This window comes from Acididesulfobacillus acetoxydans (assembly GCF_902729405.1).
In the GTDB taxonomy this organism is placed as follows: domain Bacteria; phylum Bacillota; class Desulfitobacteriia; order Desulfitobacteriales; family Desulfitobacteriaceae; genus Acididesulfobacillus; species Acididesulfobacillus acetoxydans.
Map to the genome: position 1 here is coordinate 4,308,059 of NZ_LR746496.1, position 12,004 is coordinate 4,320,062.

The window sequence follows — 12,004 nt, forward strand, 5'->3', positions numbered from 1 at the left end:
AGGCATCCGTTAAAAAATGGATGCCTTTGTTCAACTCCCATGTAACAACAAAGATTCATAAGAAAGGCCAGCCCGTTCAAAAAAAGACATTCTGGCCAATCTATTCCCCATACGCCACTCACCTCAAAAGGACTATACCACCATCAAACCCGCTGATAGCGAGGTCACTGAAAAAGTCAAAGAAGCCATTGCCTAAAAAGCAGTGGCTTCTTGTCTCGAAAAATGGGATAATTGAAGAGTGAAGAACGACTTAAAAGAGGGCTTGGGAAATGTTGCGGACAGACAATCAGATGAAATTATCAGAATATGGAAATCTATACGATGTCGTGGTGCCAAAGGATAATCTGCTCAGGAAAATCAAAGAAAACATAGATTTCGGCTTTGTAAATCCAATGTTAAAGAAACAATACTGTGAAGCTTTTGGCAGACCGGCGAAAGAGCCGGAGATGATGTTCAAGATCATGTTCTTAAAGCGCATGTACGATATGTCTGATGAGATATTGGTGGACAATTTGGGCTATAATATGGCATTCAAATACTTTATCGGTCTTGATCCCGAAGATGATACGATAGATCCGAGTCTGCTCACAAAATTCCGCAAGACACGTATTACCGAAGACATCTTAGAGGAAATGCTGTTCAATGCTCCCCAACGGTCCTTCGGCACCCTCTCCGGGTAGAAAGGCTACCTTCGGTGACCCCACCATTTCGAATTTTCCCGCACCGGCTCACAATTTTTCCTTCCTTCGGATCTTTTCTGTATACCTGTTCCAGCGACGCGTCGAGCACCGCAGCTATCTTGGCAATTCCACCGGGTTTCCCGTGCTCCAAATCTCGGGACTTACTGGTGAAATGGAAAACGGTAGACTTAAAGCCCACCGTTTCACCATACAAGCCGCAGCAAGCGTTGGGTCGCTCCTCAGCGTTGCCCGATTTATGCTGCAATTAAACTAATAGTCAGGGAACAATCGTAAATCCCAGCTCCTGATACTGTTTTTTCAACACATCCATAGTATTCCGGAACTCCATGTCGCCCTGATATTGGAATCCGTCTTCCGGTGCGCCTTTTTTCCAGTTAGGAGTACGATTGATATGCACTCCTCCAACTTTATTGCCAGTGCCGGCCATCAGCGGCGTTGGATAATCATGCGGGCTCCATCCCGCCGCAGAGCTAATATCGATATCTCTTAATACCAGGCGCATGACAGCGATCAGTCTTGCCGCTTCCCAGGCAGAACAGGCGGGAAATCCCTCCATCGGGATGCCTTTGAAAGGCATAAACTTGGTAACATAGACTCGCCTCAGGTGTTCGTATTGCCTAATTTGAAAAATGAAGTCGACATAATCCTGATACTTGGTTTCTTCGGGACTTAAGCCAGCCATGATTCCCGTGTGCAACTCCAGGCCAGCCTCCCCGATCCGATTCGCAAACCGTTTTTTGGCCTCCAGATCGTCACCCGGCTTGGTCCTGCGAAAAACATCGGGATTCACAGTCTCAAAGACAGAGCTAACCAGGAAAACACCTAGTTTTTTCAACTCCTTGAGGGTTTCCAGCGACATGGCCGCTCCGCAGTTAACCTGGATAGCCAGATCGTCAAAGCCGGCATCCCTGATCGCCTGTACGATGTGCAGGACATCGCGGCCTTCGCTGCCCAGAGTGGTACCACCGCTCAGATGAAACTCCCTGATGCCATGCTGCTTGATGTAGGCTGTACCTTTCAAGATCTCCTCAATACTTAGCGGCTTCAGTCCGTTTTCCCGCCAGTAGGGGCAGTACAGACAGAGCGGCCTCAAGTTGCACCTGAGTACCCTGGCAATACCAGCGCTCCATCTAAAGATGTTGCCCCGCGAATGCTCACGAACGAACCTGGCCGTCTTCAGCAGCTCTTCAGCTTTTTCCTCGTCCTCTGTCTTCTGGAACAGATACAGGGCTTCCTCCGGTTTAATTACTTCCGTCCTGCTCTTGTGCAAAATTTCTTCAAAACGACTCATTGTTGCACCACCTCATTAATCTCCGCAGGAGTAATTTGATAGTTAAAGAATAGCTGGTAGAATTGTTTCATTTGTCGGTCGAAAGACGTCATGTTGTTGGGATGAAGCAGGATGTCCTGTGTCCAGACCAAGCCCATGATCGCCGAAATCCCATCCGTATTGCCGTAGCGCGGCCTGACATAAACCCGGTTGTTTTTCACGGCACTGATGCATTGCCAGCCGGGACCGGTCATAATCTGCTGCTTTTCTGCTTCGCTTCCGGTCAAGATGACCTGGGGATTCCATTTGATCACTTGTTCCATGGAGACGGGAGTGTTTTCATTGTTAGACCCCGGAAGGCTGTCTCCAACATTGAGTCCACCAGCCGTATCAATAATCGATGCCATAATCGATTGCGGGTCGGGGGTAGTTAAGATCTCCTTGTTGGCATAATACACGCGTAGCTTTTGACTTTGGGGAATCTTAGACGCGATGTTTTTTACTGACTGTAGAGTATTTACCCAGTAATCAGCCAGTTTGTTCGCCTCAGTCTCGTTACCAACGATTTGGCCGATCATCCGAATCGAAGGTGGATAGTCCTGCAATGCATCTTTTGCAAAGCAAATAACAGGTTTCCCGATCTGATTAGCAAACTGGTTCAGTTTCGGATGGCGCACAATCGTGATCACTACATCGGGGTTTAGGGTGATAATCTGTTCCGGGTCAACCCCACTGAAGAAAACTCCTGTCACTGGCAATTTCCGCAGCTTAGCCACATCTGCAGCGGAAAAACATTGCATGCTGCCGGGCTTCAGATACTCTTGATTAAACAGCTTGTCCACACTGACCAACTTATTCGGCGCCAATCTCCAAAGCAGGTAGGTGGCGACGGGATGCAGGGCCAGAATATGTTGCACGTTTTTAGGTACCGTCACGTGGCGACCCGCCATATCCGTGATGGTATGATGCGTTGCGCTGACCTGGCTATTGGCCGCAAAAGAACCATTCCTACTGCATCCGGTAAGAACCAGAATCAGCAGGACCACCAAAGCCACACATAAAATAGAGTAGTTTTCCTTCTTTTTCATAATCATTCCTCTCGTTTCGCTCAAGGCAAAAACGTAACAAAACGCATTGGTATTGAGCTGTTTTTACTACTCTCCCGTCATATGGATAACGGTTAATTACAATTCGCTGGATAGTGAGCAGGCCGCTTCAGTATTGGGATAACAGCGCTTTTATATGTGTTTTATCCACGGATTATTGTTCACCTCCATTATCTGTTCCGCTTAATTAGATACCTGTTCTCCAGTCCCTTCTGAGGGCTTGGTTGCGTTCGGCAACCACGCTGGTCTCCTAGACTCCAGCATTTGTCTTAAACACTAAACCACCCTTAACCGATCATCCTACCAGCAGAGGCATACACGTTTCCCACCCACCCGACTAAGCCACTGATCGAAACAGCAGCTCCCGCGCACCTCAAAGGGAAAGAAAGAACAAAAGCTGGCCACGGTTAAAAGTAGGAGGTCTCCGCCTTTTGCTCTTTGCTTTCTCCAACACACATTCACCTCCCTCCTCTTTGGGCAATTAAACTAAAAAGCGACACCACTACAAAAAGAGTGGTATCGCTAAAAATACTACCATGAACTTACCACCTCCTTTTCAAACGTGAAGGCATATCCGTTTCCAGACATACCCTGAGGGCTATGCGCCCTGGCCGGTTACCGTAGAATTAACTTTAGGTGAACTCGGCTCGGAGTGAAACCTATTCAGTTGTCCCGCCACGAAAAAATACGAAGCAATCTCCAGCTAACTAAGCCTATCATAAGCCAACTACAAACCGCTGTCAACTCCGTTATTTACCCAACGGCCGGTCGGAGTATTGGTAGGCGCGCCCTGATACTTTCTTGGGAATCCACCGTACGAGTAGGCACCTCTCACGGGATGCCAGCCCTCGTTGTCGCCGGACGTGCAGTTTTTCCGCGTCCGGCGGCCCCGATGCTATCCCCTAGCGAGGAGACTCGAAGAGCTTGAGCTGTTGGTGCTCACCCTTCTCTGCCCGGCTTCCGGTCACGACAGTCCGGTACCTGCTGGCAGGTTCTGGTCGTTTTCCTACTGAAGGTTTGACCTGGCCCGCCTATTGCTCCGTCGAAGCGCTCATCGGTGTCGTCCTTCCCTGGTATATCCAGGTACTATGACGGCGCTGACTCCTCCTGCGGCATGTGGTTTCCCTATAACCTGCTCCTAGTCGGAGAGCCGTAGGAGGTCTCATTCGGTAACCCTCTTTCGTTGTTCAGAGCCTCCCCATGCCTAAGCACTTATGTACATCTCCCCATGGGTTCCTTACCTAGCCCCGGCTCGACCGTCTCCGGCCAGGCTGCAACTCATAGCGCAGTCTCGCCTGACCACCTCGGCCTAATCCAATACCGGCTGTCGCTTGGGTATTCGAAAACGGGTCTGCTCCTCGGCCTCAGGCCCTTTTCTGACCGCCTCGCGGCGTGTCAGATAACCTAACTCTGGACTGGACGGTTCGAGGGTCCGACTCTCCAGTGAGCCCCCAGAGTATCCTCGGATCTTGGCCTCGTTCCAGTGTAAGGACTGGAACGGGAGGACAACACCTCCACTAAACGAAATGGGGCTGCGAATCGCCCACTATCCGACGCCAACATTACCTCTCACATCTTAAATCCCTTACACGCTAAAGCCATCCCCGGTAAGAAGACCGATCAGACAGACGCGCAACGCATTGCCTATTTATCCATGCATAACCTGGTCCGCCCCAGCTATATTCCTGAACCGATTATTATGAATCTGCGTTTACTAACCCGCCAACGCTGGGCGGTCGTGAGTTCTCTGCGTCGTACCAAGAACACCATTACCCGTACTTTGGATGAGTGCAACATCAAATTCAGTCTCGTTGCCACGGATTTATTCGGGGTATCCGGCCGCCTCGTGCTGACAGCTTTGCTGAAAGAGCAAGCGCCCGATCCCTTCCTCTTGGCTAATTTTGCGAAAGGTAAACTCCGTAAGAAGATCCCTCTTCTTTGTGAGGCTTTAACAGGACATCTCTCTGATGAGCACCGCTTTATCTTGGGCCTTCTTTTAGACGATTTATCCCATATTGAACAGGAGCTTCTCCTGCTTGACGCCAGGATTAACGCCTATGTCTCGGTTCACGGGCTGCTACCTTGGCTGAATATCCTGCTCTCAATACCCGGAGTGAAAAGACTTTCGGCGATTAATATTCTCGCAGAGATAGGTACGGATCTCTCCTCTTTCCCCGATACGGCTCACTTTGCTTCTTGGATCGCTCTTTGTCCGGGTAACAACATAAGTGCCGGCAAGGCAAAGTCGGCCGCTATCCGTAAGGCGAACCGCTATCTGCGCTCCGCTTTGGTCCAGGTCGCTTGGGCCGTGCCCGCCAGAAGAACTCTCCCTTGGCGAATTACTTCCAGTCCGTAAGACGGCGGCGCGGTACGAATAAGGCCCTCATTGCCCTCGCTCATAAGCTTGTTCGTATCATTTACACGCTCTTTACTCGCCAAGAGAAGTTTGACTTTACCAAGCTTCTTTCTTCGCCTGTTTCCTCAGCACCTGCCCCCGAGACGCCCGCTCAACCGTTACCCGAAATGAGTGAGTTATCCTCGAATCTAGCGCTAATGGTCAATCTGGGTGAAGACAACGACCTGCCGGAAGCCTTTCCTACAGAAATTGGCTCCGCTTCATCCTCCCTGGAGACCCTTTCCCCTCCCCCAAATCCTTCTCCCTCTATCTCTCAAGAGGTTCTTGAAAGTAGTCGCACTAATTCAGTACTGGCTCCTAAGAAACGGCACTCGGTCAAAACTTCCGCCAAGGAAGAACGCCCCACGACCACGGAGCCAGTCGCTCGCCGCCGGGGACGCCCTCGTAAACAGCAAACCGAGACCTAGGGCTGCGAGCAAGCTTAACGAATTCTAAGACTCAATGGGACCCGAAGCCAATCGGAATCCTAGCTTTGCTATGCCTATTTTCGGTTTGCAATTTCTTTAATTCGCCTCCGCTCTCGGTTTTCCTCCCTGGTTTGGCTCTGCCCTCAGGAATTTTCACGCGTAACCCCACCCCTTTGTCTCCTAAGAGTATTCTATTTTCAAGCCAATCCGTTCCGATACTTCATGGGCCTGGACGAGATCGTTCATGTTGAGCGTGATATTGGACTTCGATCAGCTTGTAGCGTCCCGAACTTCTCCCTATTAGACTTTGGACTTGCAAAACAACGGGGTCGTTGATCATGGTTTCTCTGATCCTGTCAAGGGGGTCGTTGATCATGGTTTCTCTGATCCTGTCAAGGGTGTCCTTGTCCAGAGAAATGTCCAGGAGGACTTTGACGGCATCAAGAATAACCTTTCCCCCCGCGCGGACAATGAAGAGCACGATAAGGATAGCCGCCACTCTGTCCAGCCTGATTCCAAAATAGTTGGACAGGAGGGCAATCAGGACCACACCATTACTCATGACGTCAGCCAGAAAATGTCTGGAATCCGCGCTTAGGCCCGGCGATCCTGTTTCTTTGCCAACTTTCCGCTCGTAGCGGGAAAAGCTGTAAATAACGGCGATCACCAGGCACAGGCCGGCAATATTCCACCCACTGTTCTTCAGCGCCTGACCCGCACTTTGAAACACTTCTTTGGCAATCCCGTACCCCGCGAAAATAATCATGATGCCGACAAGGGCCGAGACTAAATTTTCCACTTTATAAAGGCCGTAGGGAAACCGGGGGGTCTTGCGGTTGGCTAATTTGAGACCGGCGAAAACAGTCAGCGATGCCACTACATCTGTCAGCGAGTGCAAGGCTTCCGCCTTTAAGGCAATACTCCCGGAATAAAGAGCTAATCCGTACTTGACGGCGAAGGCAAAGCTATTGATGATAAAGGCGGTAACCGCTGTCTTCTCAACCTTTTTCATACCCCTCCCCCTTTCGGCCCGCACGGTACCCGACTGGTTCGAAATGGGAACAGCCGGGAGCCGCAATCAGGCGAACCTTCTTAAAGGTTTGCTTCTGTTTTTTCCGCCATCTTGACAAGATGATCGGCAGCTGCGGCAAGATACTCCTGGTCCATATTTTCAATTTCTCCTCGGTCGCAGAGTTCAGCCACTCTGGGATCGATCGGCATTTTGCCCAGAACCTCCGTTCCCAGCTCAGCCGCAATCGTTTCAATATGACTTTCCCCAAACATCTTGATCTCTTGGCCGCAATCCGGACAACGCAGATAGCTCATGTTTTCAATGATCCCCAGCACGGGAATATCCATGGATTTCGCCATGTTGTACGCCTTGCGCACAATGAGATGGACTAGATCCTGCGGAGAGGCGACCACAATGACCCCGTCCAGCGGCAGGGACTGAAAGACTGTCAAGGGCACGTCTCCGGTCCCCGGCGGCATATCGAGAAAGAGAAAATCAAGATCCCCCAAATCACCTCTGACCAAAACTGTTTAACCGTTCCGGAGAGGATGGGTCCGCGCCAAATCACAGGCATATCGTCTCTTTCCAGGAGAAGATTCACCGAGACTATGCGGATGCCGTCCCGGGATTGCACGGGCACAAGGCCGTATTGGTTCCCCGCTGCCTTGCTGGTAATACCAAACATTTTCGGGATCGAAGGTCCCGTGACATCGGCATCCAAGATCCCGACACGAAAGCCCTTCCTCTGGGTCAGCACGGCCAGCATGGAAGTGACGAGGGATTTACCGACGCCTCCCTTGCCGCTGACAATGCCGATGACACGATGAATCGAATTCATTTCATGAGTCTTTACTTTAAAATCCGGGGTTTCTCCTTGCTTATCCATTTCAGCCATCTCCTTAGTTCCTTGACATATTCTGTCTTAATCTTGCCACATTCCGTCTTGCGGCGTTACCATTTGCGCACGAGATAACTTTTTCCTTCATGGGTTAGCCTTTTTACCAGACCTTCGCCCAGCAATTTGTCAACAACCTCCGGCCCGGATTGGCGCCGTTTAAGCAGCACTGCAATCACGTCTTCCCGCACCGGATGGACTGCGGTAATACTCAAAATGTCTGCCACAGGATCTTCTGTCAAACAAAAATTGACCCCTTCATCTCCGCTTATGCACTCGACCGGTGCTTTAGATTGGTTTTCAAAGATCCGGACGGCAGCCCGCAAACTGTCATCCTTAGGCCTTCGTATTTCTTTTTCCGCCGGTGGTCTGGTCGGCACTAAAATATAGGCCTTGGCCGGTCTTATTTTAGAGAGGTAAGCCGCTGTTTGGCACAAGCATTTTTCATCGTCGTTGAGCCCTTCCACAAGCATCGTTTCCGTAACCAGAGTGCCTTTGAAAATGCGGGCGAAGTCAATGATACCATGCAAGATATCCCTAAGGTCGAGATAACCATAAGGCCGATCCACTGTGCGCCATTTGTTAATATCGACGGAATCCACCTTAAGCGACACCCAATCCGCAAGTAACAGATCATCTTTGACATCATCCCGCCAAATCAAGGAGGCATTGGAAATCACGGCGATTTTGCGGCCCGATCGTCTGAACAGTTCTATCGTTTTTCCCAAGTTCCCGTCCAGGGTGGGTTCCCCGTCGCCGACGAACGTGACATAGTCGATTGTTTGCCCTAAGGTCTTCAGCTGCGCGATCTTCGGCTCCGCTTCCCGCCATAGCTCCTCCGGTTCGAAGAAGGTACTTCGCGCCATTTGCATCTTATCGGTCCTTCCCAGCTGGCAATAGACGCAGGAGTAAGAACAGTGTTTGGGCGGAACGTTGTTGACGCCGAGGCTTTGACCCAAACGTCTGGAAGGAACCGGACCAAAAATTCTCATCTCGCAGACACCCCTTCCTCTCATGGCTCTAGAACTCACTCTATTTTTACATCGGCCCTATGGAGCGCTCGAAACTCACCTAGGCACGGCAATCACAAAGTATCCATCCGCCCTTGAAACGGCACCCCGGCAGGGACCCTGACCGATATTTTCTGACCGTATTGGATGAGCTGCCTTATACCGGCGCACTGGCTGATCCCACTTAAGATAGCCTCCCCATGAGCCGGTAGCCATCGGGTTCCGGATAACATCGTAACTCTGGAACCTTTAAAGGCTTCAGGGTATAACGGGGTGCTGGAGCCCACCATCACGACATCCCGAGCGGCACTGCAATAGCTTAAAACATCTTCCAGCGTCCTATTAATAAGCGATGTACTACTAACAAACACCACCTGGCAGGCTGGCAAAAGTCTCGGCTCAGCGCTTTCCGGGTAAATCTCATCCCTGACATCCTCACCCCGCTCAAAAATTAGGAGATGTCGAGCTTTGCTTTTTAAGCCGGAAACCAGCGGCCCAATATGACCAATCATTCCAACCGCATCCGTAGGCCGCACGTCGACCGAAAAAACCGCATCGTTTTCTCGAAAACCCTCGTCTTTTTTCAGATGGTTGAAATCGGCGACGGAGTTCAGCACCGCTAATCCCAGGGCAGTCGTTATGACGTTTTTACCCCGCACCCCCCAGCCGGCTATTTCGGCGGCAGACCTTCCCACCATTTCTCCGCTCTCCTTCAGGGCTGAGCAGGTGTGCAGAGTTTCTTTTCTCAACACATACGTCACGCCAATCGAACCATCATCCAGTTCGACCCCCATGAGCCCCAGGCCGATTCTCACTTCTCTGACTTTCTTCTCCGCGAGTCTGGGAAGCGCCAAATCATAAATGCGTTCCAAGAACATAAGCATAGGCCCTCCTGTCCTTTTGGATCATCTCCTTACTCAAGTCCCCAGGGTTCCTCCACCCATCTCGCAACTCCACTTACACTTGCCTTCTCTATCCCTCTCTAGTGCTGTTCATGGCGGAACCTTCTCCCTCTTCCCTGGCGTTCTCCAGGATGCCCCGAAATTTCGTAATTTCCGCCTTCAATGCGAATTATCTTTCCCCGGACAAGCGCGTCTGCCAGCTTTTGTCGGGCCGCATTGATAATTCTTTGAAAGGTTCCCCTGGATATCCCCATGCTATCCGCGCACGCGTCCTGCTCCATACCCTCCAAGTCAGAAAGCCGTATCGCTTCAATTTCCTCGACGGTCAGGATAACCTCTTCGCGATTCTCAAGATGCGGATAAAACGTTTGGTTAACAGGGATAAACTCAACCCTTCGGCATTTTATGGGTCTAGACATCCTCTCACCTCAATACCTCATGCATATGAGCATGACCCTGTTACGGAGCAGTGCCCTAGGGAGAGCCTACCTCTTCGGGTAAGCCCTCCGTAAACACTAACGCAAACGTTGCCCAGGCTCTTCCTCCAGGCCCTTCCTTATGTTTTCAGTTAAACCTCAGATTTAAACTTCCTTACCCAATTCTTCCCCCGGTTGACAAACAAAAACCTTCTCCACATGTAACAGAACCGCTGCCTGTGCTTGTAAACCGGGCATCTTTTCCTTAACCCAGGTTTCGGCTTCGTCGAACACTTTTCCCGATGTTGACCGGGTAGTCTTCCCCTTAATTTGATACGCTTGCCCGGCTTTCAGATCCCATACACAAACGGCCATCTGTGGATTGGAGGTCAAATTACCCCTGGTCTTGTTCATAAAATTATCGACGATTAACAGGTTGTTTTCATCATAGACCTTTACAAATGTCATGGGCACAACATTCGGTGTTCCGTCCGGATTTGCTGTAGCTATCGGAAAAACTTCTTGTTTGGCAATTAGTTCTTGTACGGCCGTACTTAATTTTGACATCCTGCATTATCCTTTCTTGTCGCTTGAGTTTACTCTACCTTTACCATCCATCTTTAGCGTCCGACCTGTGGGTACGTTCCTTTGCGCTCGGACGTCTTCCGTAGAAGGCATGCTCAAGACCGGCACTCCTCCCCGGTACACACGTCTGCTCTCACCCGAACGCCACCGCCTGATACCCGGCACGATGTTTACCCGGGGACTGCCAAGGCTGTCCCGACCACTTTTCCTACCCGCCGGCTGTCCAGATCCCGCTTCTCAGGAAAAACCGCCCCGGTCTCCACGCCGAAATTCGCATTTCCAACATCACCTCCTTTCACGTTTCGGGTGGGACCTGCGAACTCTTGGCTTTCGTTCACTCACCAGCTTCGTTCATCTTCCTGTAGTAGTCCTCAATCGCGCCTCTTAGCCCCTTCACAGCCAAGAGCGAGCAATGCTTCTTACGTTCCGGCAGTCCGCCCAAAGCTTCTATAACATCGTCATCCGTAATTTCCAGCGCTTCCTCCAAGGCTTTACCCTTAGCCAGCTCACTGGTCACACTGCTTGTGCTGATGGCCCCGGCACATCCGAAAACGAGATAACTGATCGCCTCGATCCTCCCGTCCCTTACTTTAAGATAAACCGTCACCGAGTCTCCGCAACTGGGATCGCCGATGGTACTCTCCCCGTCGGCGTTGTTCATTCTCCCTACATTTCGTGGGCAGATGAAATGATCCAGAACCTTATCCGTGTAGATTCCTGTCGGCACGACATTCACTTCCCCCGAATAGAATAGCGCGGGAAAACTGTTGTGGCTCTAAGATAGTCCAATATCTTTCAAAAGGAGGCAGGCAGGAATTTCTCCTGCCCACCGGCTTAGGTAGGTATTCGCCTTATTCGGCCTTGGCCTCCACCTTTGCCAACTGCTGTTTCACCCACTGCAGCTGTTTCTCTAGGAGCTCGGCCTGTTTGCCCAGAATCTCCTGCTCGTTTCCCTGGCTTGCATAGGCTCCGCCCAAGGCAGAGAATCCTGTGCCCGCCCAACCGGGCAGACCAGAAAAACGGCTCATTCTGAAGCCCCGTCCTCTGCCAAAGTTCCTCCCGTAACCCGGCAGGGGACTGAGGAAACCCGATGTCGCAAAGCCTGAGCAAAATCCGGCCCTTCTGCCTGTGAGCGGCCCCATTCCCATTGGACCCGTTCCATCTCCTCCTGGCATGCTTATCACCTCCTCTCTGCTTGTTGTGCGCATACAAGCCACCCAAGGTTATCCTCTGATCATGACTGTCCCACACTGAGGACATTTCAAAGACCTGCACGGACTGCCT

Annotated in this window: 11 protein-coding genes, 1 pseudogene and 1 riboswitch; of the genes and pseudogenes, 2 read left to right on the forward strand and 10 right to left on the reverse strand. The window is 51.0% G+C overall.

Going from position 1 to position 12,004, the window contains the following annotated elements:
• Positions 1-269 precede the first annotated feature (269 nt).
• Positions 270-680, forward strand: a complete 411-nt coding sequence (locus MNU25_RS19100) for a transposase (RefSeq protein WP_240986525.1) — start codon at positions 270-272, stop codon at positions 678-680.
• Between the two features lie 277 nt (positions 681-957).
• On the opposite strand, the gene MNU25_RS19105 is transcribed toward MNU25_RS19100, so the two are convergent.
• Both MNU25_RS19105 and MNU25_RS19110 read right to left on the reverse strand, forming a co-directional pair.
• The gene (locus tag MNU25_RS19105) at positions 958-1,992 is read right to left on the reverse strand and encodes a radical SAM protein (RefSeq protein WP_240986526.1); all 1,035 of its coding nucleotides are present in this window, start codon (positions 1,990-1,992) and stop codon (positions 958-960) included.
• On the reverse strand, positions 1,989-3,059 hold the full coding sequence (locus MNU25_RS19110) for an ABC transporter substrate-binding protein (protein ID WP_240986527.1): 1,071 nt from the start codon (positions 3,057-3,059) through the stop codon (positions 1,989-1,991). The genes MNU25_RS19105 and MNU25_RS19110 overlap by 4 nt, the downstream gene beginning before the upstream one ends.
• Positions 3,060-3,610: 551 nt before the next feature.
• A riboswitch (molybdenum cofactor riboswitch) is annotated at positions 3,611-3,742 on the reverse strand.
• An 827-nt stretch (positions 3,743-4,569) separates the two neighbouring features.
• Here MNU25_RS19110 and MNU25_RS19115 point away from each other — a divergent pair.
• A complete protein-coding gene (locus tag MNU25_RS19115) occupies positions 4,570-5,433 on the forward strand; it encodes an IS110 family RNA-guided transposase (protein WP_277350719.1) in 864 nt (287 codons plus the stop codon).
• A gap of 687 nt (positions 5,434-6,120) precedes the next feature.
• Here the strand turns inward: MNU25_RS19115 and MNU25_RS19120 are convergent.
• From MNU25_RS19120 to MNU25_RS19155, 8 genes and pseudogenes are all read right to left on the reverse strand, one after another.
• Entirely contained in the window at positions 6,121-6,912 is a 792-nt protein-coding gene (locus tag MNU25_RS19120) for a cation diffusion facilitator family transporter (protein ID WP_240986528.1), read from the reverse strand.
• Positions 6,913-6,992: 80 nt separating this feature from the next.
• Positions 6,993-7,807: pseudogene (locus MNU25_RS19125) on the reverse strand (P-loop NTPase).
• A gap of 56 nt (positions 7,808-7,863) precedes the next feature.
• Positions 7,864-8,799 (reverse strand): radical SAM protein, encoded by a 936-nt coding sequence (locus MNU25_RS19130; RefSeq protein ID WP_240986529.1) that lies wholly within the window; start codon positions 8,797-8,799, stop codon positions 7,864-7,866.
• 92 nt (positions 8,800-8,891) lie between these two features.
• Complete coding sequence (locus MNU25_RS19135; RefSeq protein ID WP_240986530.1) at positions 8,892-9,695, reverse strand: DUF364 domain-containing protein; 804 nt, start codon at positions 9,693-9,695, stop codon at positions 8,892-8,894.
• Between the two features lie 104 nt (positions 9,696-9,799).
• A complete protein-coding gene (locus MNU25_RS19140; protein ID WP_240984980.1) occupies positions 9,800-10,138 on the reverse strand; it encodes a DUF134 domain-containing protein in 339 nt (112 codons plus the stop codon).
• A 162-nt stretch (positions 10,139-10,300) separates the two neighbouring features.
• Entirely contained in the window at positions 10,301-10,702 is a 402-nt protein-coding gene (locus MNU25_RS19145) for a pyridoxamine 5'-phosphate oxidase family protein (RefSeq protein WP_240984979.1), read from the reverse strand.
• Positions 10,703-11,054: 352 nt separating this feature from the next.
• The gene (locus tag MNU25_RS19150; protein WP_240984977.1) at positions 11,055-11,447 is read right to left on the reverse strand and encodes an iron-sulfur cluster assembly scaffold protein; all 393 of its coding nucleotides are present in this window, start codon (positions 11,445-11,447) and stop codon (positions 11,055-11,057) included.
• Positions 11,448-11,571: 124 nt separating this feature from the next.
• Positions 11,572-11,895 carry a DUF5320 domain-containing protein gene (locus MNU25_RS19155; RefSeq protein WP_240986531.1) on the reverse strand — a complete coding sequence of 108 codons (324 nt, stop codon included), beginning with the start codon at positions 11,893-11,895 and terminating at the stop codon, positions 11,572-11,574.
• Positions 11,896-12,004 lie beyond the last annotated feature (109 nt).